The organism is Pelotomaculum terephthalicicum JT, from assembly GCF_022410535.1.
Lineage (GTDB): Bacteria > Bacillota > Desulfotomaculia > Desulfotomaculales > Pelotomaculaceae > Pelotomaculum_D > Pelotomaculum_D terephthalicicum.
In genome coordinates, this window is the sequence record NZ_JAKNBL010000004.1 from 145,188 (window position 1) to 169,493 (window position 24,306).

The window sequence follows — 24,306 nt, forward strand, 5'->3', positions numbered from 1 at the left end:
ATGGTCTCCTTCCCAATGTAAAAAAACACAACTTATTATACCTATGCGACCCTGTATTGTCAATTTCCACATATCTATTAATAATATATTTTATGATAACTGACACTGTTCGGTTAATCACCGGGAAGGCAGTTTACTGCCTTTGCTGCTCAGCACCGCCGTTGCCTGGCGGCTGTTCCGGCTGTGTTTCTGTTTTTTTGATAATCACTTGTACTTTCACCCTGTCGGGATAAATAGCGGCGGCACCCGGAACGGGTATCAGGTCTATTTCTTTGACAAGGTTATTATCTATGCCGCGAATATCCACAGGCTTCGTTTTTACCTCAGTCACATCGCCGATTGCTTCCGCCGGCCCGGATATCTGCACTGCAGCCGGCTCGGAAATAATTTGCGTCACTGCGAAGCCGCTGGCGGGGGCACCGGTCACCTGAGGCTGCACAGGTACAGTTTTAGGCAACGCGGCGCCGGTGATTGGCACCACCACCCGCACCATTGCAGGACTTAAGGAAACGCTCGAATTGCCCGTGGTAACCGTAAGAGTCAGATCAATATCCTGGGTGGCGGACTGGACGTCTACAACCGCAGCAGCTTGACTAACCTCACTCACGGCCTTGCTTGGCCCTTTGGCGGTTACCGTACCAGGCTGGCATTGCGGTGTCTGCGCAGTATACCCTTGCGGCGGTTTTCCCCGCAGGCTGACAGCGACCGGGATCACTTTTTCCACCAACGAGTCGATTGACACGCTGACCTCATTCGGATAGACCTGCACCACCCGGAGACCCGGTGGAGAACTTACCTGGACCGGCACGGTGACTTCGCCGGTCTCCCCTTCAGGTATGCTGACCAGCGCCCGGAATTCCCCGGCAGCGAGATTGGCCAATTGGGTCTTGTTCCCGCGCACTTTAACCCTGACACTCTCAGGCAGCCCGCCGGTAATTAGATAATTCTGAGCAAGACCGACATTTTCCAGGCTCACATTGATTTCCTTTTCCGCGGTAGGATTCTGTTCACTGCTGACGTATATCCACAGAATAACAGCGAGAAAAACAGAAAGGATCTTTATCGAATTACGCTGCCAGTCTATAACCATTGTTACCTCCTGTGCCAGAGCGACGATAAGGAATTACCTGGCCGGCTTTTTAAATGCGAGGTGAGCTTTTCCTGCAGGCCTGATTCATCTAAATGCCTGTTGAGCATGCCTTCCACCGCGACCGAAATGGCGCCGGTTTCTTCAGAAATAATCACAGCTACCGCGTCGGAATGCTCGCTGATGCCGATTCCGGCCCGGTGCCTGGTGCCTAAACTGCTGATGAGGTAAGGGTTTTCGCTGAGAGGCAAAAAGCAGGCCGCAGCGGCGACTCTGTTGCCCCGGATGATCACTGCTCCGTCGTGGAGGGGAGTTTTCGGTATAAAAATATTAACCAGGAACTCCGCCGATACAAGCCCGTCGATTTTCGAACCGGTGTCAATATGCTCCCCGAGGCCGGTTTCCTTTTCAATAACTATCAGCGCCCCGATCTTGTTTTTAGACAGGATCATGGCAGCCCTGGTGATCTCGGTAATTACCTTAACCTGCCCGACTTCAGCCGGCACAAGCGGAGTCAGCTGAGTGTAATTAAAGAGTCTTCCCCGGCCAAGCTTCTCCAGCGCTCTTCTCAGTTCGGGCTGGAACACCACCGGCAAGGCCACTACCAGCGCGGTCATGGCCTGCCGCAAAAGCCAGTTCATGGTATCAAGATTCAGCATACTAGAAAGGGCGGTGGCAATCAGCAAAACGGCCAGCCCCTTGATTAACTGGACCGCCCTGGTTCCTTTAATCAAAAGCATCAGCTTATATACCACAAAGGCTACGATTAATATATCAATAATACTGCTCAAGTTGAATTTGAGTATTGTCTTGAGATAGTCAAGGCTAGGAAGCCAATACTGCTCCACCGGTACTACCGCCTTCCGTCCCCCTAGATATTAAAACAGATAAGGGAACAATTCTTTTGTCCGTTCTTGTTTATCCGAAGAATTTTAAATTCTGACTCCTAACAGTAAAAAAACATATCTCCGGCCTGTTAAGCCGGAGTGTCATGGTTATCGTCTTCCAGCAGGCCGTAAGCGACACTGTCGACCAGCGCCTGCCAGCTGGCTTCAATAATGTTCTGGGAAACACCCACCGTGCCCCAGGAACGCTTGCCGTTGCTGGTTTCAATATGGACTCGCACCGTTGCCCCGGTGCCGTCCTTTTCATCAAGCACACGGACCTTGTAGTCGGAAAGATGCATCGACCTGATCTCCGGGTAAACCTCTTCGAGAGCCTTGCGCAGGGCATTGTCGAGGGCATTCACCGGACCGTTTCCTTCGGCGGCGGTGTGCACCACCCGGTCGCCTATTTTCATTTTAATAATCGCTTCAGAGTAAGCAGGGTTGTTTTCCCTTATTTCCGTGATCAGGCGCAAGGCCTCCAGGGAAAAAGGCTCATGATACCCGTTAAAAGCTTTGCGCAGCAGGATGACAAATGATCCTTCCGCTCCCTCGAACTGAAAGCCCTGGTTTTCCATCTGTTTTATTTCCTCTAAAATACGCCTTCCTTCCTGGCTTTGCCGATCCACCTGGAGATTCAGTTCTTTATATTTATAGAGCAAATTGGACATGCCGGAAAGCTCGGAAACCAGCACCCGGCGCTGATTGCCCACCAACCCGGGCTCAATATGCTCATACGTTTTGTAATCTTTCAGAAGCGCGCTGACATGCACGCCGCCCTTGTGGGCGAAAGCGCTTACCCCGACATACGGCCTGTGCGGATCAGGGCTGACGTTGGCCACTTCACTGACGAAATGGGACATCTCGGTCAGGCGGGCCAACTTCTTGCGGGAAATGGTTTCAATGCCGCATTTTAGCGTCAGGTTGGGAATAAGCGAGCACAGGTTGGCGTTGCCGCACCTTTCACCGTAACCGTTGACCGTACCCTGCACCTGTACCGCCCCGGCCCGCACCGCCATCAGCGAATTGGCCACCGCCATTTCACCGTCATTATGCGCGTGAATGCCGAGAGGAACACTCAACCGGTTCCGGGCCACCTGGACCAACTCCATAATCTCCATGGGCAAGCTGCCCCCGTTGGTGTCGCATAACACCACTGTCGAAGCCCCGCCTTCTTCGGCGGCTTTGACCGTTTCCAAGGCATAAGCGGCGTTGGCTTTATATCCGTCAAAAAAATGCTCGGCGTCATAGACTACTTCCATGCCGCAGCTTTTCAGGTAGGCCACGGTTTCACGGATCATCGCCAGGTTCTCTTCAAGCGTGGTGCCCAGCGCCTGGCGCACATGAAAGTCCCAGCTCTTCCCGACAATTGTCGCTACCGATACTTGCGCGTCGAGAATTGACTTGACACTCGGGTCGTCTTCCACCGCTATCGACGGCCTGCGAGTTGAGCCGAAGGCGGCTATTTTAGCCCGTTTCATAGTATACCCGCGAATCCTGTGAAAAAAATCAAGGTCTTTGGGATTTGAGCCGGGCCAGCCCCCTTCTATATAGTGAAAACCCATTTCATCCAGGTATTGGGCGATTTTAATTTTGTCCTCACAAGAAAAAGAAATTCCTTCCGACTGGGCTCCATCACGGAGCGTGGTATCGTAAATTTGCACGGGATGCATTACGTCACCTCATTTAAACTCCGGACTCAATCTGCTCAATAATGCGGTCCCCCATTTGGATGGTATTCACCAGTTCTTTACCTTCTTCCATCAAGTCTGCCGTCCGGTAGCCCAGATCCAGCACTTTTGTGACAGCGCGATCGATACAATCGGCCTCTTCCGCCAGATTTAATGAAAAGCGCAGGAGCATGGCGCCGGACAAAATGGTGGCAATGGGGTTAGCGCGCTGCATGCCGGTATATTTCGGCGCGGAGCCGTGGCTGGGCTCGTAAAGGCCAATTTCACCGCCGATGCTCGCCGAGGCCAGCATTCCCAATGAGCCGGAAAGCATCGAGGCCTGGTCGCTCAGGATATCTCCAAACATGTTTTCAGTAACCACGACGTCAAACTGCCTGGGGTTCTTCACCAGCTGCATGGCGCAGTTGTCGACGTAGTAATGCTCCAGCTCCACATCGGGATATTCCGTGCCGATGGCTGTCACGACTTCCCGCCAGTAGCGGGAGCTTTCCAGCACGTTGGCTTTATCAACGGAGGTTACTTTATTACGCCGCTTTCTGGCCATCTGGAAAGCCAAGCGGGCAATCCGCTCTATTTCCGGGGTGGTGTATTCCAGGGTGTCGATCACCCGGTAACCGCCGCCTTCCATCGGCTCTTTCGATTTCTTGCCGAAATACAGGCCGCCCGTCAGTTCCCTGACCACCAAGATATCCAGGCCAGAGACAACCTCGGGCTTTAAAGTAGAAGCGTTAATCAAGGCCGGGAACACTTTGGTCGGGCGCAGGTTGGCGTAAAGACCAAGCTCTTTGCGCAAAGGCAGCAACGCCCCCACTTCCGGGCGCAGGTGCGCAGGCAAGTCGTCCCATTTGGACCCGCCGACGGCCCCCAGGAGAACAGCGTCGCTGTTATGGCACAAATCCAGCGTTTCGGGCGGCAGCGGATGCCCCACCGCGTCATAAGCAGCCCCGCCGATCAACCCTTCGGTAAACTTAAAATCGTGCCCGTAGCGGCGGCCCACCGCTTCCAGCACCCTGACAGCCTGGACGGTGATTTCGGGACCAATGCCATCGCCGGGCAGTACGCCTATTTTGTACAAGGTTATTTCATCCTTTCTGACACATAATTGATCAACCCGCCCGCCGCGATGATCTGCTGCATAAAAGGCGGCACCGGCGTGGCCTGATAGGTCTTGCCCGTGGTCTTGTTGGTAATAACCCCAGAACCGGTGTCTACCGTCACTTCATCGCCCTCTTTAATATCTTCGGCGGCTTCAGGCGCCTCAAAGATAGGCAGGCCGATATTAAAAGCGTTGCGGTAAAAAATTCGGGCGAAGGTTTTCGCAATTACACAAGACACACCGGCGGCTTTAATGGCAATGGGAGCATGCTCGCGCGAACTCCCGCAGCCGAAATTCTTGCCCGCAATAATCATATCGCCCGGCTTTACTTTATCGGGAAAAGCCGGATCGGCGTCCTCCATACAGTGTCTGGCCAGTTCAGCCGGGTCCGAAGTGTTCAAATACCTGGCCGGAATGATGGCATCAGTGTCTACATCCGAACCAAACTTCCAGGTTTTGCCTTGCAGTTCCATTTACTCCACCTCCCCTGGTCCGGCGATGCGGCCCAATATGGCTGACGCGGCGGCCACCGCCGGGTTGGCGAGATAGACTTCACTTTCAGGGTCGCCCATCCGTCCGACAAAATTCCGGTTGGTGGTGGCGATAGCGCGCTCTCCTTTGGCCAGGATACCCATATGTCCGCCCAGGCAGGGCCCGCAGGTGGGCGTGCTCACCGCCCCGCCGGCCTTCACGAATATCTCAAACAGCCCTTCCCGCATAGCCTGCAGGTAAATCTCCTGAGTGCCGGGAAAGACAACCAGCCGCACGTTTTTATGGACTTTCTTGCCCTTCAGCAATCTGGCCGCTTCCCTCAGGTCTTCCATCCGCCCATTGGTGCAGGAGCCGATGACTACCTGGTCGATTTCCACGCTGCCCGCTTCGCTCACCGGCCGGCTGTTCTCCGGCAGGTGCGGGAAAGCCACCTGGGGTTCGATCAGGGAGGCGTCATAGTGATAAATCTTCTCGTACTTGGCGTCCGGATCGCTTTGGTAAAACTGGTACGGACGCTTGCAGCGGCCTTCAACGTAAGTCCGGGTAATCTCATCAGGCACGATGATGCCGTTTTTGCCCCCGGCCTCAATAGCCATGTTACACATGGTGAGGCGCCCGTCCATGGACAGGCTTTCAATAGCCGGCCCGGTAAATTCCATCGCCTGGTAGAGCGCTCCGTCAACCCCGATATCGCCGATAGTGTGGAGGATCAGGTCCTTGCCGCCGACCCAAGGCTGGAGCTTGCCGGCAAATTCAAACTTAATGGACTCGGGCACTTTCAGCCAGGTTTCCCCGAGCGCCATGGCGGCGGCCAGGTCGGTACTGCCCACGCCGGTGGAAAAAGCGCCCAGCGCTCCGTAGGTGCAGGTATGCGAGTCCGCCCCGATGATCAGATCGCCCGGCCCCACCAGGCCTTGCTCGGGCAAGAGACAGTGTTCGATGCCCATGCGCCCGACTTCGAAATAATTAACCAGGCCGTGCTTCCGGGAGAATTCCTTGAGAAGTTTGGCCTGTTCCGCCGACTTGATGTCCTTGTTCGGAGTGAAGTGGTCGGGAACCAAGGCAATCCGCTCCCGGTCAAACACATCGTTCACACCTATTTTTTCAAATTCTTTGATGGCCACCGGTGCCGTAATATCGTTGCCCAGCACAAAATCCACGCGGGCGTTGATTAGTTCCCCGGGTACTACCTGCTCCTTGCCGGCGTGCGCCGCCAGGATTTTTTCGGTAATGGTCATCGGCATATAGATTCACCCCGCTTGCTTTAATATTCAGTAGTTAGTAGTTAGTAGTCAGGAGTCAGTAGTCAGAATATTATTAAACGATTAACCAATCTTTTATTCTGACTCCTGAATTCTGACTCCTAATCTATTTTTGTGCTATATTTTCAACCAGCCTGCTGTCCCAGACCAGTTTGTTGACAGCGTTGACATAGGCCTTGGCGCTGGCGTCAAGGATATCGGTGCTGATACCCCGGCCGATGTAAACCTTTTGCCCGTCCGCGGTAATTTTCAAGGTAACATCACCCAACGCGTCTTTACCGGCGGTGATGGCGTTAATTCCCCAGTTGACCATCGTGCAGCTCATGCCGGTGATTTTATCCACTGCTTTACAAATCGCGTCAACCGGGCCATTGCCGCAAGCGGCCTCTTCCAGCCGCTGGCCGTCCCGCTGCAGCACTACCGTGGCGGTGGGCACTACAGTAGTGCCACTGGAAATATGCAGGTAATTAAGCGTGTAAGTATGTGGCGCTTTACGTATTTCTTCCTCTATAATGGCTTCCAGGTCATCATTGGTAATATCCCTTTTCTTGTCGGCCAGTTTTTTAAAACGGGCAAAGGCATTCTTCAATTCCTCACCGGAAAGGTTGTAGCCTAGCTCTTCCAGTCTCTGACGGAAAGCGTGGCGCCCGGACAGCTTTCCCAGCACCAGGTTGCTCTTGCTGATTCCGACCATCGCCGGGCTCATAATCTCATAGGTAGTACGCTCTTTGATCACTCCGTCCTGGTGAATACCCGACTCGTGGGCGAAGGCGTTTTTGCCCACCACCGCCTTATTGGCCTGGACCTTCATCCCGGTCAGATTGCTTACCAGCCTGCTGGTGCGGTAAATTTCCTCGGTGTGGACGCCGGTGTAAAGGCTGAACAGGTCCTTGCGGGTACGAAGGGTCATCACCAGTTCTTCAAGGGCGGCATTGCCCGCCCGTTCTCCGATCCCGTTAATGGTGCCCTCCACCTGACGGGCCCCGTTTATCACCGCGGCCAGCGAGTTGGCCACGGCGAGGCCGAGGTCGTTGTGGCAGTGCACACTGACTATAACTTTCTCAATACCTTCAACCCTATGGCAAATGGTATCGATAAATTTTCCCCATTCCTCCGGGACGGCGTAACCAACTGTATCCGGTATGTTCACCACTGTGGCTCCCGCTTTGATGGCAGCCGCCAGAACCTGGCACAAATAGTCCAAATCAGAGCGCGAAGCGTCCATCGTGGAAAATTCAACGTCGGCCGTGTAAGACTTGGCCCGTTTAACCGCCGCAACCGCCGCTTCCAGCACCTGCTCCCTGGTCATCCGCAGCTGGTGCTCCAGATGAATATCCGAAGTAGAAATAAAAGTGTGGATACGCGCCTGCTCAGCATGACGCACCGCCTCCCAGGCCCGGTCGATATCCTCAAAATGAGTCCTAGCCAGCCCGGCCACAGTCATACCCTTGACCTCACGGGCAATGGCGCTGACGGCCTCAAAGTCGCCGGGTGAAGATATTGGAAAACCTGCTTCAATGATATCTACTCCCAGCTTGGCCAGTTGCCTGGCTATCTGCATTTTCTCATCCACATTCAGGCTTGCGCCGGGCGACTGCTCGCCGTCCCGTAAAGTGGTGTCAAAAAGATAAACACGCTGGCTCATGATTTCCTCCAAATATATTATCCTGTTAATCTATCGCTTCATTAATATTTGATCCCGCCAATACCATGGGTAGTACGTTTTCTTTACCACTAATCAGACAATTCACCATAACCGGCCCGGGGGAAGCCAGCACTGCCGGCAGCATGTCAACCAGCTGCTCCGGTGTTTTAACAGTATACCCCGCCATGCCGTAAACCCCGGCAAGCGCCGCAAAGTCCAAGTCAAACTGGAAGTCTACGGCCATATAACGCTTATCGCAATAATATTCCTGCTGCTGGCGGACCATACCCAACTGCCTGTTGTTCATGACAAAAATCTTCAAGGGCAGTCCCTGCTCCATTGCGGTGGCGAGCTCTTGCAGCGTCATTTGAATACTGCCGTCACCGGTGATCAGCACAACTCTTTGGCCGGAAGCGCCCATTTGCGCCCCAATTGCCGCCGGCAGGCCAAATCCCATCGTACCCAAACCGCCGGAAGAGATAAAACTGCGCGGCTCTTTAAACTTGTAATACTGGGCGGTCCACATCTGGTGCTGCCCGACATCGGTAACCACGATTGCATCGCCGCCTGTTGATTCATACAGCTTTTCAATAACGAACTGCGGCTTTAGCGCACCGTCCTTAATGTAATCAAGCGGGTATTCCTTTTTCCAGGCCTGCACCCGCGCCGTCCAATCAGCGTTTTTTCTTTTCTTCAACAGCGGCAGGAGCTTTCCCAGGACCTGCTTGACGTCTCCTACAATAGGCAGACCCGCCTGCACGTTTTTGCCAATTTCCGCCGGATCGATGTCAATGTGAATAATCTTGGCGTCAGGTGCAAAACCTTCAATATTGGCGACAACGCGGTCGTCAAACCGGGCGCCCACGGTAATCAGGCAATCGCACTCAGTAACAGCCTGGTTGGCGTACCGGGTACCGTGCATGCCCAGCATCCCCAGGAAAAGAGGGTGGTCACCGGGAAAACAGCCCAATCCCATCAACGTGTGCGTTACCGGCGCGGAGATGGTCTCGGCCAATTCCTTCAATTCCGGCGCGGCATTGGAGATTCTAATCCCCCCGCCGGCATAGATTACCGGGCGCTTGGACTCCATAATAATTTTCCCGGCCTGGCTGATCATGGCCGGATGCCCTTTATAGGTAGGCTTGTAGCCAGGCAGGTGTATGTTCCTGGGATAGGTGAACTTTATCTTAGCCTGAGCAACATCCTTGGGCAAATCGATCAACACCGGACCTGGCCGGCCTGTCGCAGCGATATGAAACGCCTTCCTGACAACCTGAGATAGTTGTTTCGGATCTTTGATTAAATAGTTGTGCTTGGTAACAGGTATGGTTATGCCAGTGATATCAACTTCCTGAAAGGCGTCGGTGCCAATTTGACTGACCGGCACCTGGCCGGTAATCACGACCATCGGCACCGAATCCATGTAGGCGTTGGCAATGCCGGTCACCAGGTTGGTCGCGCCGGGTCCCGAGGTCGCCAGGCACACGCCGACCTTTCCGGTCACCCTGGCATAACCGTCTGCCGCGTGGATCGCACCCTGTTCATGGCGGGTCAGCACATGCTTAATGTTAGAATTATATAAGGCGTCATAGACAGGGATGATAGCGCCCCCCGGGTATCCGAAAATCAAATTTACGTTTTCTTGTTCCAAACATCGGACAAGGGCTTCTGCAACAGTGATCTCCAAGCACATTCCCCCTCATATCAGAAGTCAGGAGTCAGTATTCAGTATTCAGAATAAAGAATAAAGACTATAAAACACAAGTAGAACAAATTTTCCATTGGTAACCTTTGGGCATACAACACGGCTCATGTTCGGCCCACCTAATCGGGGACATTCCTCCGGCCCCAAAGATAGGACCGTTAGGGAGGTGTGTCCCCTTTCCTTTATAAGCAACGAATAAGTGCGTCTTTTGCTGGTTCTTCTATTCTGACTCCTGACTCCTGAGTACTGACAAATTGTTCCTACTTCTTAAGCCAGGGCATCATTGCGCGGAGTTCGGCCCCTACTTTTTCGAGCAGGAGTTCTTTCTCTCTTTTCGCCATGGCGTTGAATACCGGGCGGTTGGCCTGGTTTTCCAAGATCCACCGTTTGGCGAACTCGCCGTTTTGGATTTCTTCCAGCACTTTTTTCATTTCCTGGCGGGTGTCTTCATTAATAATGCGTGGGCCGGTCATATAGTCGCCGTATTCGGCAGTGTTGCTGATTGAATAGCGCATGTAGCCGAGCCCGCCCTCGTTAATCAGGTCAACGATTAATTTCAATTCATGACAGCATTCAAAATAAGCCATTTCCGGCGCGTAGCCCGCCTCAACCAGGGTGTCGAAACCGGCTTTGATCAACTCGGTAACGCCGCCGCACAGCACAGCCTGCTCGCCGAAGAGGTCTGTTTCGGTTTCTTCCTTAAAGCTGGTTTCAAAAACACCCGCCCGGGTGCAGCCAATCCCTTTGGCATAGGCCAGCCCTATTTCTTTCGCTTTGCCCGAGTAGTCCTGAAAAACGGCTACCAGCGCGGGCACGCCTTTGCCGTCCTGGTACAAGCGGCGCACCATGTGGCCCGGGCTTTTCGGGGCCACCATAATGACGTCTATCTCGGCCGGGGGAACAATCTGGCCGTAATGGATATTGAATCCGTGGGAAAACATCAGTATATTGCCGGCAGCCAGATTAGGAGCGATATCATCCCGGTAAAGCCTGGCCTGAATTTCATCGGGCGCCAGCACCTGGATAAAGTCGGCCTGGGCGGCCGCCTCGCCCGGCAGCAAAATTGTGAAACCATCCGCTTCAGCCTGCTGGCGACTGGGTATTTCTTTCATTGGGAGTCCGATTACTACGTCCATCCCGCTCTCCCTCAGGTTCTGCGCCTGCGCGTGCCCTTGACTGCCATATCCGAGAATGGCAATCTTCTTGCCTTTCAACAAAGTCAGATCCGCATCTTGATCATAATACACTTTTACCATTTAATTTGTTTCCTCCCTTTTCTGGTGATCACTTATAGTAATGGATTTAAAGCCCCGCAGCATGGCTACTTTTCCCGTGCGGACCATTTCCAAGATCCCAAAAGGACGCAACGAGTTTTCGAAAGCGTTGATTTTGCTTTCGTATCCCGTTACTTCGATGGTTAGCGATTTGGGGCCCACATCTACGATCCTGGCGCGGAAAATATCCACCAACTGCATTATTTCAGCCCTTGTGGACGTTTCGGTATTGACCTTGATCATCACCAGCTCCCGGTCGACAAAATCGTCCCTGGTAACGTCGGTTATCTTTATGACATCAATAAGTTTGTGCAGCTGCTTGGTGACTTGCTCTAAAATACTGTCGTCGCCTTCAACCACGATAGTCATTCTGGAAATACCGGGGTCCTCGGATCTGCCGACAGCCAGGCTGTCGATGTTGAAGCCACGCCGGCTGAAGAGACCGGCTACCCGCGCCAGAATCCCCGGCGTGTTTTCCACCAGCACCGCAAGCGTATGTGTCACATTTGCCCCCCCTCTAACCAAGCATTTTACTTAATGATTCACCCGGTGGAACCATGGGCATGACGTTTTCCTCACTCTCCACCATGAAATCAATCATTACCGGCTTGCTGGAACGGATCGCCTGCTCCAAAACGGGCGCTAGCTCAGACCGCTTGGTCACCCTGAACCCTTCCGCACCATAAGCCTCGGCCAGTTTAACGAAATCAGGGTTAAACAATTTCGTCTGGGAATACCGGCGGTTGTAAAAAAGCTCCTGCCATTGTCTCACCATGCCTAAAAAGCCGTTATCCATCACCGCCACGTTGATTGGCAGCTCATAATTCACCGCCGTGCACAATTCCTGGATGTTCATTTGAATACTGCCGTCTCCGGCAATATCAAAAACCGTGTCGCCGGGGCAGCCGGCCTGGACGCCGATAGCCGCGGGCATGCCATAGCCCATGGTGCCCAAACCGCCGGAAGAAATAAAAGAACGCGGTTTGGAAAAAGTATAATACTGGGCCGTCCACATCTGGTGCTGACCCACCTCTGTGGTAATACGGGCATCGCCACCGGTTTGGCGGTAAATTTCCCGGATGACAGCCTGGGGCTTCAGTTCCCTGTTATCACAAAAATCAATCGGGTACTCTTTCTTCCACATCTGGATTTTCTCCCGCCAGGCCTCTCCCAATCTTGGCTGAAGCACATTCATCAGCTGTTTCAGCACTATTTTAACGTCTCCGTTGACAGGAATGTCCACTCTCACATTTTTCCCAATTTCTGCTGGATCTATGTCAATATGAATCACTTTGGCCTCATGCGCGAAGGTCTCCAATTTACCGGTGACCCGGTCGTCAAAGCGCGCCCCTACGGCAATCAGGAGATCGCATTCACAGACCGCGAAGTTGGCGTATTTGGTCCCGTGCATGCCCAGCATGCCGAGAGATAACGGATGGGTTCCCGGAAAGCCCCCCAACCCCATCAAGGTGGTGGCCACCGGCGCCATCAGCAGTTCCGCGAAACGGAGCAGTTCTTCATGCGCTCCGGAGATAATCACACCGCCGCCGGCATAGATCACCGGCCGCTCGGATGCGGCGATTGCTTTGGCCGCTTCCACCACCTGCCATGAGTCGGCTTCGCTCACGGGTTTGTAGCCGGGCAGGTGCAGTTCTTCCGGCACTATATACTCGTTCACCGTACTGGAAACGTCCTTGGGAATATCGATCAGCACCGGGCCAGGCCTGCCGGTGGTAGCTATATAAAACGCTTCCTTGACTATACGCGCCAGTTCGGACGGGTCCCTGACCAGATAGCTGTGCTTCGTTATAGGCAAGGTGATGCCGGTTATGTCCGCTTCCTGGAAGGAGTCCCTTCCCAGCAGACTCCAGGGAACCTGGCCGGTAATAGCCACCAGAGGCACTGAATCCATGTGGGCGTTGGCAATACCCGTTACCAGATTGGTCGCGCCGGGCCCCGAAGTCGCCAGGCAAACCCCCGGCCTGCCGGTGGCGCGGGCATAGCCATCCGCGGCATGAGCCGCCCCCTGTTCGTGTCTGCACAGGATATGCCGGATGTCAGCGTCGTACAGGGCGTCATAGATCGGTAAAACCTGGCCTCCGGGGTAGCCGAAAATTGTGTCCACATTTTCAGCCTCTAAACTCTTGATCAAGATTTCCGCCCCGGAATAATTCACACCGCACACCTCCATTAATCTTCCCTGATGATCGCTCCTGTGCTGGCCGAGGTCACATGGCGGGCGTAACGCGCCAGGTAGCCCTTCTTCACCCTTGGCTCCGGCGGCTGCCAGTCTTTCAGGCGGGCGGAAATTTCCGCCGCGCTCAGCGCCACGTTCAGAGAGTTGTTCGGAATATCAATTTCAATTATATCACCGTCTTTGAGAATTGCCACCGGGCCGCCCTCGGCCGCTTCCGGAGAGATATGGCCGATAGAGGCGCCCCGGGTCGCTCCTGAAAAGCGGCCGTCGGTCAATAAAGCCACATCTTTATCCAATCCCAGGCCGGCGACAGTAGCGGTCGGAGTAAGCATTTCCCGCATCCCCGGCCCGCCCCTGGGCCCTTCGTAGCGGATCACGATTACATCGCCCTTGCTTATTTTTCGCGCTGTGATGGCCTTGGTGGCCTCGTCCTCGGAATCAAAGACGCGGGCCGGGCCGCTGTGTTTAAGCATTTCCGGCGCCACTCCGGCCTTCTTCACCACCGCCCCGCCGGGAGCCAGGTTGCCGCGCAGAATGGCGATACCGCCGCTGGGGCTGTGCGGGTCATCCACACTGCGGATGACCTCCCGGCGCGATACCTCCCGGCCGCTGATTCTATCGCCCACAGTACCGTCGACCGTTCTGGCCTCCAGGTTAATCAGCCCTTTCCTGGCCAGTTCGGCCATTACCGCCGGAATTCCCCCTGCTTCGTCCAAATCCTGAATAAAGAATGGACCCATCGGGCTCAGCTTGCATAAGTTCGGCGTCCGCTCACTGACCATGTTGACGTAATCGAGATTCATTTCCACACCCAACTCGGACGCGATGGCCGGGAGATGCAGCACCGTGTTGGTGGAACAGCCCAGGGCCATATCCACCGCCAGGCCGTTGTTAAAAGCGTCTTTGGTCATAATGTCGGAGGGGCGGATGCCTTCCTGGACCAGTTTCACAATTTGCCTGCCGGTCATCTTGGCCAGGCGGCGCCTGGCGGCAGACACGGCCAGCACAGTACCGTTGCCCGGCAGGGCCATGCCCAGGGCTTCAGTCAAACAGTTCATCGAATTTGCCGTGAACATGCCGGAACAGGAACCGCAGCCGGGACAGGCCGCCTCTTCCAGTTCGTGCAGTTCGTCCTCAGTCATGCTGCCAGCGTATACCTTGCCCACCGCTTCAAAAAGGTTGCTCAGCGATATATTCTGTCCCTGGTGAAGGCCGGCCAGCATCGGGCCGCCGCTGACCACGATGGCCGGAATATCCAGCCTGGCCGCGGCCATCAGCATGCCCGGGATAATCTTATCGCAGTTCGGGATCAGCACCAGCCCGTCAAACGGATGGGCTTCAGCCATCACTTCAATACTGTCCGCGATCAATTCCCTGCTGGCCAGCGAATATTTCATCCCGGTATGATTCATGGCTATACCGTCACAGACGGCTATCGACGGAAATTCAATGGGCGTTCCCCCGGCCATGCGCACGCCGGCTTTCACCGCTTCCGTGAGATCACGCAGATGGATGTGTCCGGGCACAATCTCATTGTATGAGTTTACCACGCCAATCAGGGGCAGTTCCAACTCCTGGTCAAGATAACCCAGCGCTTTGAAAAGCGAGCGGTGGGGAGCTTTTTCAATACCTTTCTTCATTACGTCGCTACGCAAGTTCAATTCCTCCTTATTGCAAAAAAATAGCCGGTCTACGGCCGGCTAACACGTCTGTTTTTAGCAGCCGCAACCGCAGGTGGACGCGTCTTCGGAAAAAATCAGCGGGCCGTCAACCTTAGTCAGTTCACGAAACGCGGCAATAAGTTCCCGGGTGATCTTGCCCGGCTTGCCGTCGGCGATGGTACGTCCGTCTACCTTTACCGTGGGAATAACCTCGGCGGCAGTGCCGGTCAGGAAACATTCGTCCGCATTGTATAGATCATGCAAAGTAAAAATTTTTTCTTCGACCGGTATGCCGGCCTGGCGAGCCAGGTCCATTACCGTGTTGCGGGTAACCCCTTCCAAAAGACCTATGTGAGACGGAGGAGTGGCAAGGACCCCGTTTTTCACGATAAAAATATTGTCCCCCGTGGCTTCAGCCACATATCCTTCCGAGTTCAGCATAATCGCTTCGGGCACACCGGCCAGATTGGCTTCCATCTTGGCGTAAATATTGTTCAGGTAATTCAACGACTTAACCCGCGGGGTAACGGCGACAGGAATATTCCGGCGGGTGGAAACGGTAATCAGAGTCAAACCCTTTTCATATAACTCTTCCGGGTAAAGCCGGATCGAGGCGGTGATGCAAAATACGGTGGGTCTGGGACATTTAAGCGGATCAAGACCCAGATCGCCCTTGCCGCGGGTTACCACCAGGCGGATATAGCCGCTGCGCAGGTTGTTGCGGCGCAAGGTTTCCAAAACAATCTCCTGCATGTTCTCCAAGGATTCGGGAATCTCCAGGCCGATTGTCCTGGCCGATTCATAAAGACGGACCAGGTGGTCATGCAGTTTGAATACTCTGCCGCTGTAAGCGCGGATGCCTTCGAAAACCCCGTCGCCATACAAGAGTCCATGGTCAAAAACAGACACCACCGCCCGTTCCTCAGGCAAGTATTCCCCGTCAAGATAAATAATCAGGCTCATCAGCAACTCCTCCATAAAATATTTAAGCACAACGAATATTAAAGAAAAGCCCTTTGGATAAAATTCCAGCAACGGAACCTATCCGTAGGGTCTTTTAATTCCCCACGTTGTTAAACTACCCTTTAAATAATATAAATATATTTAATAAATAAAACAACCCCCAATAAATAAAACAACCCCTCACCTGGCGTTTGGATAAAATGCCAGGGACGAGAGGTTGAAGCCTTGCGCGTTACCACCCTGCTTGCCGCCGCCAAAAGCGGAAGCCTCTTAATGTGCCGATTAAAGACACGGCGTTGTAACGGGCGCCCGACCCGGCCCGGCTTACTGGCAACCTTTCAGCCGACAGCTCCAGGGTGATGTAAAGCCATCGTATTCAAGGCGCCGGTTCTCAGCTACCCCGGCTCTCTGCGGCCCATACACAAGCTCCTTGTCCCCTTCACAGCCTTTTCCAGATATAACTTGTTAACCAGTATACAAAAAACCGGATAAAGTGTCAAGAATTTTTTGCGGGTCTGTGATTATCATGTGATAATGTCACCTTGTTAATTATCGTGATAATATGTCACCTATGAAAGACAAGGTACTTTATCTCATGTCACAAGAACAAATAAAAAGATACACAGTCATTGAGAAGACTCTCGAAGGCAGTATGTCTATCAAGGAAGCAGCAGCGGTTTTAGACCTCAGTGAGCGCCAGGTGATACGCCTAAAAAAGGGGGTGCGGCAAAACGGCGTAACGGCATTAATCCACAAAAATCAAGGTCGTAAACCTGCCCATGCAATACCCGACGTACTAAAACAAAATATAGTTGCGCTCAAAACATCTGGTAAATATAAGGATGCTAATTTCAAGCATTTTCAGGAACTCCTTGAGAAGCACGAGCAAATAAAGATAAGTTATGCTTCACTTTATAAGATACTTACCTGTGCAGATATCAAGAGTCCCAAAAAACGAAGGCTCTACAAGCCTTATCGACGTCGCAAGAGAAAACCCCAGGAAGGCCTTCTAATCCAGATGGACGCTACTCCTTACAACTGGTTCAGGGGTAGAACAAAATATACTCTTCATGGTGCAATAGATGACGCTACTGGCAAGATTGTCGGTCTATATATGACCAAGAATGAATGTCTACAGGGTTATTTTGAAACAACCCGGCAGATTATCCTCAATTACGGTATCCCGATAAGCATTTATTCGGATAGGCATTCTATCTTCCTCTCATCCAAAGCTGATAAGCTTACCATTGAAGATCAGCTTGAAGGTAAGGTGTGTAATGATACTCAATTCGGAAGAGCAATGAAGGAACTTGGTGTTACCATAATTCCCGCCAGATCTCCCCAGGCAAAGGGGCGCGTTGAGCGTCTCTGGGAAACTCTCCAGTCCAGACTTCCAGTTGAATTTAAAATCGCTGGAATCAATACTATTGACCAAGCCAACGAGTTCCTCACGGATTACATCCCTGAATTCAACAGGATGTTCTCCGTTGAACCGCAAGACGCTGAATCTGCCTTCCGCCAGTTACATGCCGGTCTTGACCTCGATTGCATCCTTTGTGTCAAACAAAAAAGAAAGATTGATAACGGTGGTGTGCTTTCATTCTACGGCAAGCATTTTAGGGTCATTCAGCATGATAACCAACATGCCGTTCCACCCCATATAAGTGTAAATGTTCTTGTCTGTAGTACAAGGGGCGTATGCGTCGAGTACAAAGGAAGAATTTACGAAACTACACCATTTATTAAACCTAAAAGGGTTGTGGATGATGCTCCAAAGGCGTATAAATCTTTTGCTCACACACCGCCGGATTCACACTATTACAAGTACGGTCCGGCTCTCTTTAAAAAGGTTACCTTTGAAAACAGCGACCGTGAAATACTTGAGATGCTTCAAGAAATCTTCCTCGGTAAGTACAAAAAATTTGCCTGATGTCTACGGCTTATCTAAAATTGATTAATTTACCGGTGTTGGAACCTGAGCTCGCTCCCCTTTATTATTGCTTTGTTAATTCACCCGACTAAGACATGGACGGCAACTGCGTCAGCAGCTTGGCCTTGATTGCCATGGTAATATTAGATGCGGGAACGGGCGGTACAACTACCTTTACCGTACGCCGTCGCCTTCGCCCGTTCCCCAATTTACTAGACCATGGCAGTCAAGGCTTGCCGGCCAGGTCGCTCTATTGGTAAACAAAAATCTATGGTGACATTTTCAAAAAATATTGACAGAATTTTTTGCGGGTCTTGTATTTACGAGTCTAACAATATCAATATACGTACCTTGTGAGGCATCAAAATGGCGCTTCCAGTTCGCCGGTAAAACGGCGGATCAGAAGCGCCTTGTTTTGTGTGAGGATGAACCGGACAAGCCTGTGCTGAAAGGAGGGAGGATTTACGATGTGAGAGTCTTAATTAATCTGTAAAAAAACTGAATAAAGCCAAAGGGTTAGTAGCCTCCCTATCATTTAGTCATCTGCGGCAGCCGGTGGGTTCGAATCGAAAACACTGGAAAAGGCTCTGGATTTCGAGTCCGTTGTGGCTGCCAATTCGTTTTTATACGGCAAAAATGATGCGCCGATGCGTGCATTTTTATTATGCGATCACACAGTAAAAAGAATATTTTGAGAAAGAAGGAATGATTTTATGATCGAAGGACATCCTCAAATCAAAAATGGATATTGGTACGCGGTACTGAACATCCGCGACGAAACCGGAAAGCAGAAACCGAAATGGTTCGCCACCCATCTGCCTGCGAAAGGGAATAAAAAGCGCGCGGAAGAAATCCTTACGGAGTTGAGAATCAAACACACCGGCCTTGAGGACATCCGGCGTAATTCCCGAGGCATTTATTTTGACGAGTATATGGCAAACTGGGTGTCCAACATGCAGGGCAAGGTTTCCCCGACAACGTACAGCAGCTACAAGAATATTGTACAAAACAGCGTATGCCCTTACTTCCGGGAACGCGCAACCCTGCTTAGCAATTTGAAGCCGGATCATATCAAGGGATATTATGAGTATCTGCATGACCGGGGCGTTTCCAACAACACCATCATCCGGCACCACGCAAATATCCGCAAGGCACTGCAGGAGGCGTACCAAAAGGACCTGATACCCAGAAATCCCGCAGACCAGGTTCAGTGGCCGAAAGCCGAAGACTTCATCTACAATCCATACTCTGTCGAAGAAGCCAACCGATTGCTTGAGGTTGTAAAGGGCGAAAAGCTGGAACTGGTCGTCACGCTGGCATTGTTTTATGGTCTTCGCCGCAGTGAGGTATTGGGACTTCGCTGGGGCGCCGTTGATTTTGAGCGTGAAACGATCATCATTAACCATTCGTTGAATCAGGCTTTTATAGACGGAAAATATACTGTGCTGCCGCAGGATAAGTTGAAACGAACGGCGAGCCTCCGCACGATGCCGCTGATACAGACGATCAAAGAGCTGCTTCTGAGGGTCAAGGAGGCCCGCAATCATAAGGAGAGCGACTACATCTGCATCGACGAGAAAGGTGAGGTCATCAAGCCCAGCTATGTGTCGAAGGAGTTCGCCAGTCTTCTCAAGCGGCATAACCTGCGGCCGATCCGGTTCCATGACCTCCGTCATAGCTGTGCGACAGATTTCGATATAAATTTCGGAATAAATTAGCGAGAATTTCGCCTGAAATGCAAGGCACAAAGGCACTAAAAATCACTAAAATCATTTAAAACTCTTGTTTTCACCCGTGATTGACTATATTTTAGGGTTTTGTCGCGAACATACCATACGTGGGGTGAAGCAAGCGTAGATAGTGGAATCGCTAATAAGATACGGAAGCTAGTATTGCATAGAATATCAGCTTCCGTGAGGTCTACTTAATCTTTTATATGTATATGATAGAGACTGCACATCATACACAACAGCATCGACGCATTCCAGTTTCGCTTTGTTAAAAACAGCGAGGTTAAAGCCCACTGGATACATAGTACTTGCATATTCAACGCCATCGTAACCTTGGCTTTTAATATAGTCGCAAATATATTGAGAGGGCAAGTAGTCAAGCGGGCTGTCATGGCGACGTAGCGGCTTGGAAATTTCTAAACCTATACGCCGTAAGTGTTTAAGATTTATAGCCTGTTGAGTAAAGTCAATCCCAAAAAAAGGGCTGATTTTATCAATCATAGTAAAGTTGACAATTTCGATATCTTCATGCAGGCAAAAGGTTCCAACAGTTACATAGTCGTATGCCGCTGCTCTGATTTCATGTAAAGTAGTTTCTATTGAATCTGCTAAGTACAATCGGCTTATGCCCTCAGAATTGGCGCGACCAGCGGTAGCTACGCCTGCCAGTGGAGGTCCCATTTCGTTAGGACTAAATCCCTTTTCGTTGGTACAAATGCGCGCTCTGTAAAAAACGCTTCCCTTTTTTAAAGTTTTTCTCATCGGCTCAAAAAACTGGTCCATTACTTTAGTATTGAACATATCAGTATGAAACCTGTTCTGTGTTTTAATTTCTGCTAAAAAATCCTCCCAATCGTAGGTGCGCATAATAGAAAACTGATTAAGATAATCTTCTTGGCTCAACTCGACAATCCCAACAGGGAAGTTAAACAGATTTGGCTCGCTTTCATAGCGTTCTTTACAAATTCCCACTAATAAGCGATGTATGGTATCCGCATCACAATTGAAGATGTACCAATCATCATGAAGAATATTTTTGAGCATGTTAATTTTATGCCTCGGATAATTATCTGGCAAATTAGTGGATTCTGTATATACATCTAATAGTCCATCAAATAGATTGACCAAATCAGTTAGAGCGATGGAATCCATATCAATATCTAATACAGGGACATCTTGTTTATGGCAGAAATCACAATTCCCAATAGTCTTTGATGAGGAAATAATGGATTTCACTTCCGGGTCCACAAAACATTCTATACAGCAGTTCATTAACCCGCGTCCTCTTTCCTTGAAAGGTACTTACCGATTATTTCCAGATGATGCATGATAGAAAGTTTTTTTACAGTACCCAGCCCAGGATATGTGCCATTAGCATAATGCTCAAGAAAAGTGCTAAGTCCCATAGAATGGTCTATGGGATGAATTTTACACCATGCGGCCAGTTTTTTAAGTGCCTCATAGAATTTTCCGGCAGGGTTTGTGGCATCTTCATTTGAATCCGAAACAAAATGATGTATACGAAGGCTCTCGTCATCAGCAAAATATACAATATGAATTGCAACAGCATATGGTGCGAACCCTTTTTCAAGGTATTCGTCTCCAATAACTGAATAATCTGCAAAGCCTAGAAAGCCATCATCTCGATAATACAAATGGTCATCCGAAAAGAATTCGTCGTCTGTTTCCTGATATTCGGCATTCTTACCTTTCTTGTTGAACTTATCATCAATTAAGACCCTTTGACGTCTTACCTTTCTCCGAAAGACGCTCTCGTCTGGAATAAAAGTATATCGAGGCATTATAACTGCAAATTCTTTTTCATATATATCTAAACTTTCTCGGTTAGTATTTAAAACGAAAATATCCTGCTTTCTAACGCCTTCAGATTCCAATGTTACCAGTTGCATTGATGAATAGGGATTCATTTGATGCGCTTTTATTACTCGCGGATTTCCCATCAAGGCAGAAAAACGCATGCGATTTTTCTCTTTGTTTTCATCACCCATATCGCTCATAAAAGACCCTACTGTAGGATTATGAATAAGTGCAATGGGTTGCTCATTGGCAGCATATGATTCAATTGCCATGCAAAGTGTAGATGACAATTTGACTGGCTCAACAATTGGGATAATATGAGGTCCCAAAAGTTTATATTCGCTTAATTCTCTAAGTGCTATTAGCTCAAATTGCCTTCCGCGCAAATAGGGGAAATACATAAGGCTCACCCTCCAAATTCATTTTGTAAGAAAGAATTAAGCATAGTGTAATCTTTAACTGACGTACTAGAAAAATATATCAAAGACTTTAACTCATAAGGTACTTTGGCAAATTGTTCTATAACAACTTCATTTCTCTTTTTTAACTCTTTTAAAGCCATCTGATATGCTATCTCAATTGGGATAGTTGAAAAAAGAGTAAAGCACTCATCGTAGTAAAACACAGGTTGACATTCGGGTAATCTCCCCCAAAATGCATATAATATATTTTCAAACTCACTTTTATGCAAAAGCTTAAATATAGCCGAATGTTCCAAATAAGAATTATTCTCGGCAGGTTCTTTTCTCATTTTTTTACTTAATGTATCTTTTTTTGTTAGCACATAAAAACCCACAGGGCCATTATATAACAGCTTTCTGATTTTTTCGTAATTATTCTCGCTGGTAATGACACATACATGATTGAATGCTCTATAATAATCATGCAGCTGCGTCTCTAGCCTTTCAAAAGAATCTAACTCGGATTTAATCTCATAGACTACAGCTTTACCATTAATCATGATAAAATCTGCCTTTGATTTTCCAATTGGAATTTGTGTGAGAGCAGTGGTAGTATTCAAATTGTGTATTCCCAAAAGCAATTTGTTTAGAAGGGTATTCTGGTAAAAATACTCATTACGATAGCTTTTTGATAGGACACGATATATCTCGCTTATGACTTGTTGGTTGGTTTTCCCGCTTGGGTCAATTTTATAGCGCCGTACAACATTACTGTATATGGTGCTATGATTTTTTTCAACCAGGTCGTTGAATGCGTATTGAGTAAAAAGCCTGCTAAGGACAGTATTGTTGACGCCCATAGACGCCCTCCTTTCTTCAAGCACACCTATACATAATAACTATATCATAATTCCTCCATCTTGGATAAAATTTTTTCCAAAAAATGTAGAGGAATTAATTTTGGAATTAATTTCCAGTAATATATTATAGTGCAACAAGCGTCATCCGTAGGCTGAATGACGCTCGTCCACTTGAGCCTACTTTTTGTCGCTACTGAAACATCCCCTTTCCTGGCCGGTTTTTTTAGGCCGTTTTTTGAGTTGAAAAAGGTTGGAAAAAGAATAGGACAAACCGTTAAATCCCTTGATATTAAAGGCCACTGAAAAACCTTTGCTTCTCTTTGAAACAGAATTTGCTAGTATAATTATATAGTCAAAAAATGCAAATAAAATTATTTTTCATTCGTAAAACTGTCAGAAAATAAAAAAAGACCGTATCAGGCCGCTTTTTTCTCAATTAGCTTAACCAATTCTCTTCACATTGACCGCAAAAGCGGTAAAAAACATCTGCAATCGCATGGCTTCAAGGCCTGTGGAGTCTACTGTTCAGAATCCATGCGCCTGTTTGAATTCGCCGTTTTTCTCTTCGATTCGGTAACGGATTTTCAGCCGTTCAACGAAATAATCGCTTTGCTGAAACGCCAACCGCTTTTGATTGCGCTCACTGGTGACAGTAACATTATAAGTCTTCGTTTTTGATATACCAACTTACAGGTGTCGGCAAGAGGACATTTTGCGCATTCTTTTTGCTGAAATAATAGCTCCAGACTTGGCTTTCGTACTTTCCTATTCGTTTCTCAACCCACATGGCCAACTCGCACGCCGGGTATTGCATGGTCCCCGCGTCTTTGTTATACTCAAATCCGTCGTTCTTAGGCGATGCCGCCGTGGCGATGACCGGGTTAGATTTCGCAATCAATGTGATGCCGTTTTTTTCCCAATAGTCAATATTCTCAATAGATGAGAATGCCGTGTCCCCGATAACCTCTTTGACTTCAATGCCATTTTTACGTGATTTCTCCACTAATGTTCCCAACTGTTTTCCGCCCGGCGCCCCGCCGCCAGTGATCTCAATTCCCGTAATGATGCTTTCTTCAGTATCGCAAGATGATTTTTGTAACCATAAAATGTACTGGCCGTCGTTTTGTGGCCGAACCGCGCGTCCTCATCGTCTTTAGAGCGAATTTCCCGGATACGGTCGGTGTCCAGAAGCTCTTTGATGCGCTCATAAAGCTCAATGATTTTGCGGTTCTTGGTCTCTGTTATTTCTTCTTCGGTGTTTTCGATCAATTGACGCGTATATTCGATTTCCTCGGCTAACTCGGCGGTTTTATCGGGTTTCTCCGAGAATTTTGCTGAGAGCTCATACATGTTTTTGTATATTTTCTTCCGTAGCTGCTTGCTGAAATCTCTCAAAACCTGCGTTACGGTCTTCGGACGAACAGCGGCGTTCGTATGCGTGGAGTCCACAATAATTGTCCCAGATTTAATAATTCCCTTTTCTATTGCCTGACGGATGGTTTCTTTCAGCATTTCCTCCAAAATGTCCTCGGTAATACGCGTTTTGCGGAATTTCGTCATTAAACTGGAGTCAATCATGCCGTCCTCGGGGTCTAAATCCAGAGAATATT

19 protein-coding genes and 1 pseudogene are annotated in these 24,306 nt (G+C 49.9%); 2 read left to right on the forward strand and 18 right to left on the reverse strand.

The window, feature by feature from the left end:
* Positions 1–133 precede the first annotated feature (133 nt).
* The 13 genes from L9W92_RS05055 to ilvE form a co-directional block, all read right to left on the reverse strand.
* On the reverse strand, positions 134–1,090 hold the full coding sequence (locus L9W92_RS05055; RefSeq protein ID WP_240082660.1) for a CdaR family protein: 957 nt from the start codon (positions 1,088–1,090) through the stop codon (positions 134–136).
* Positions 1,091–1,092: 2 nt separating this feature from the next.
* Complete coding sequence (gene cdaA / locus L9W92_RS05060; protein ID WP_240082661.1) at positions 1,093–1,935, reverse strand: diadenylate cyclase CdaA; 843 nt, start codon at positions 1,933–1,935, stop codon at positions 1,093–1,095.
* Positions 1,936–2,063: 128 nt separating this feature from the next.
* Entirely contained in the window at positions 2,064–3,644 is a 1,581-nt protein-coding gene (gene cimA, locus L9W92_RS05065) for a citramalate synthase (RefSeq protein ID WP_240082662.1), read from the reverse strand.
* A gap of 13 nt (positions 3,645–3,657) precedes the next feature.
* On the reverse strand, positions 3,658–4,737 hold the full coding sequence (gene leuB, locus L9W92_RS05070) for a 3-isopropylmalate dehydrogenase (protein ID WP_240082663.1): 1,080 nt from the start codon (positions 4,735–4,737) through the stop codon (positions 3,658–3,660).
* 2 nt (positions 4,738–4,739) lie between these two features.
* The gene (gene leuD / locus L9W92_RS05075; RefSeq protein ID WP_240082664.1) at positions 4,740–5,231 is read right to left on the reverse strand and encodes a 3-isopropylmalate dehydratase small subunit; all 492 of its coding nucleotides are present in this window, start codon (positions 5,229–5,231) and stop codon (positions 4,740–4,742) included.
* The gene (gene leuC, locus L9W92_RS05080; RefSeq protein WP_240082665.1) at positions 5,232–6,494 is read right to left on the reverse strand and encodes a 3-isopropylmalate dehydratase large subunit; all 1,263 of its coding nucleotides are present in this window, start codon (positions 6,492–6,494) and stop codon (positions 5,232–5,234) included. It lies immediately after the preceding gene.
* Between the two features lie 124 nt (positions 6,495–6,618).
* Positions 6,619–8,157 carry a 2-isopropylmalate synthase gene (locus tag L9W92_RS05085; RefSeq protein ID WP_240082666.1) on the reverse strand — a complete coding sequence of 513 codons (1,539 nt, stop codon included), beginning with the start codon at positions 8,155–8,157 and terminating at the stop codon, positions 6,619–6,621.
* A 25-nt stretch (positions 8,158–8,182) separates the two neighbouring features.
* A complete protein-coding gene (gene ilvB, locus L9W92_RS05090) occupies positions 8,183–9,844 on the reverse strand; it encodes a biosynthetic-type acetolactate synthase large subunit (RefSeq protein ID WP_240082667.1) in 1,662 nt (553 codons plus the stop codon).
* 278 nt (positions 9,845–10,122) lie between these two features.
* Positions 10,123–11,118 carry a ketol-acid reductoisomerase gene (gene ilvC / locus L9W92_RS05095; RefSeq protein ID WP_240082668.1) on the reverse strand — a complete coding sequence of 332 codons (996 nt, stop codon included), beginning with the start codon at positions 11,116–11,118 and terminating at the stop codon, positions 10,123–10,125.
* Entirely contained in the window at positions 11,119–11,640 is a 522-nt protein-coding gene (ilvN, locus tag L9W92_RS05100; RefSeq protein WP_240082669.1) for an acetolactate synthase small subunit, read from the reverse strand.
* A gap of 13 nt (positions 11,641–11,653) precedes the next feature.
* Positions 11,654–13,312, reverse strand: a complete 1,659-nt coding sequence (gene ilvB / locus L9W92_RS05105; RefSeq protein WP_240082670.1) for a biosynthetic-type acetolactate synthase large subunit — start codon at positions 13,310–13,312, stop codon at positions 11,654–11,656.
* A gap of 14 nt (positions 13,313–13,326) precedes the next feature.
* Positions 13,327–14,988, reverse strand: a complete 1,662-nt coding sequence (gene ilvD, locus L9W92_RS05110) for a dihydroxy-acid dehydratase (protein ID WP_240082671.1) — start codon at positions 14,986–14,988, stop codon at positions 13,327–13,329.
* Positions 14,989–15,048: 60 nt separating this feature from the next.
* On the reverse strand, positions 15,049–15,957 hold the full coding sequence (gene ilvE, locus L9W92_RS05115; protein ID WP_240082672.1) for a branched-chain-amino-acid transaminase: 909 nt from the start codon (positions 15,955–15,957) through the stop codon (positions 15,049–15,051).
* Positions 15,958–16,528: 571 nt separating this feature from the next.
* Between ilvE and L9W92_RS05120 the strand changes: the two genes are divergently transcribed.
* Entirely contained in the window at positions 16,529–17,887 is a 1,359-nt protein-coding gene (locus L9W92_RS05120) for an ISNCY family transposase (RefSeq protein ID WP_240082673.1), read from the forward strand.
* Between the two features lie 713 nt (positions 17,888–18,600).
* The gene (locus L9W92_RS05125; protein WP_240082674.1) at positions 18,601–19,605 is read left to right on the forward strand and encodes a tyrosine-type recombinase/integrase; all 1,005 of its coding nucleotides are present in this window, start codon (positions 18,601–18,603) and stop codon (positions 19,603–19,605) included.
* Positions 19,606–19,791: 186 nt separating this feature from the next.
* Here L9W92_RS05125 and L9W92_RS05130 read toward each other — a convergent pair whose 3' ends face one another.
* The 5 genes and pseudogenes from L9W92_RS05130 to L9W92_RS05150 all read right to left on the reverse strand — a co-directional run.
* Positions 19,792–20,865 carry an RES family NAD+ phosphorylase gene (locus tag L9W92_RS05130; protein WP_240082675.1) on the reverse strand — a complete coding sequence of 358 codons (1,074 nt, stop codon included), beginning with the start codon at positions 20,863–20,865 and terminating at the stop codon, positions 19,792–19,794.
* Positions 20,866–20,888: 23 nt separating this feature from the next.
* Positions 20,889–21,836 (reverse strand): sce7725 family protein, encoded by a 948-nt coding sequence (locus tag L9W92_RS05135; RefSeq protein ID WP_240082676.1) that lies wholly within the window; start codon positions 21,834–21,836, stop codon positions 20,889–20,891.
* Positions 21,837–21,841: 5 nt separating this feature from the next.
* Complete coding sequence (locus L9W92_RS05140; protein WP_240082677.1) at positions 21,842–22,696, reverse strand: sce7726 family protein; 855 nt, start codon at positions 22,694–22,696, stop codon at positions 21,842–21,844.
* Between the two features lie 658 nt (positions 22,697–23,354).
* A complete protein-coding gene (locus tag L9W92_RS05145) occupies positions 23,355–23,699 on the reverse strand; it encodes a hypothetical protein (RefSeq protein WP_240082678.1) in 345 nt (114 codons plus the stop codon).
* Positions 23,699–24,306, reverse strand: a pseudogene (locus L9W92_RS05150) (hypothetical protein); the annotation flags it as partial. The gene L9W92_RS05145 and the pseudogene L9W92_RS05150, both read right to left, overlap by 1 nt.

What these genes read in the sequence shown, in the direction of transcription:
- L9W92_RS05085 (WP_240082666.1), bottom strand. Translation starts at nt 8,157, where the DNA reads ATGAGCCAGCGTGTTTATCTTTTTGACACCACTTTACGGGACGGCGAG.
- L9W92_RS05140 (WP_240082677.1), bottom strand. Translation starts at nt 22,696, where the DNA reads ATGGGCGTCAACAATACTGTCCTTAGCAGGCTTTTTACTCAATACGCA.
- leuD (WP_240082664.1), bottom strand. Translation starts at nt 5,231, where the DNA reads ATGGAACTGCAAGGCAAAACCTGGAAGTTTGGTTCGGATGTAGACACT.
- cimA (WP_240082662.1), bottom strand. Translation starts at nt 3,644, where the DNA reads ATGCATCCCGTGCAAATTTACGATACCACGCTCCGTGATGGAGCCCAG.
- L9W92_RS05120 (WP_240082673.1), top strand. Translation starts at nt 16,529, where the DNA reads ATGAAAGACAAGGTACTTTATCTCATGTCACAAGAACAAATAAAAAGA.
- ilvE (WP_240082672.1), bottom strand. Translation starts at nt 15,957, where the DNA reads ATGAGCCTGATTATTTATCTTGACGGGGAATACTTGCCTGAGGAACGG.
- L9W92_RS05055 (WP_240082660.1), bottom strand. Translation starts at nt 1,090, where the DNA reads ATGGTTATAGACTGGCAGCGTAATTCGATAAAGATCCTTTCTGTTTTT.
- leuC (WP_240082665.1), bottom strand. Translation starts at nt 6,494, where the DNA reads ATGCCGATGACCATTACCGAAAAAATCCTGGCGGCGCACGCCGGCAAG.
- ilvC (WP_240082668.1), bottom strand. Translation starts at nt 11,118, where the DNA reads ATGGTAAAAGTGTATTATGATCAAGATGCGGATCTGACTTTGTTGAAA.
- L9W92_RS05125 (WP_240082674.1), top strand. Translation starts at nt 18,601, where the DNA reads ATGATCGAAGGACATCCTCAAATCAAAAATGGATATTGGTACGCGGTA.
- L9W92_RS05135 (WP_240082676.1), bottom strand. Translation starts at nt 21,836, where the DNA reads ATGTATTTCCCCTATTTGCGCGGAAGGCAATTTGAGCTAATAGCACTT.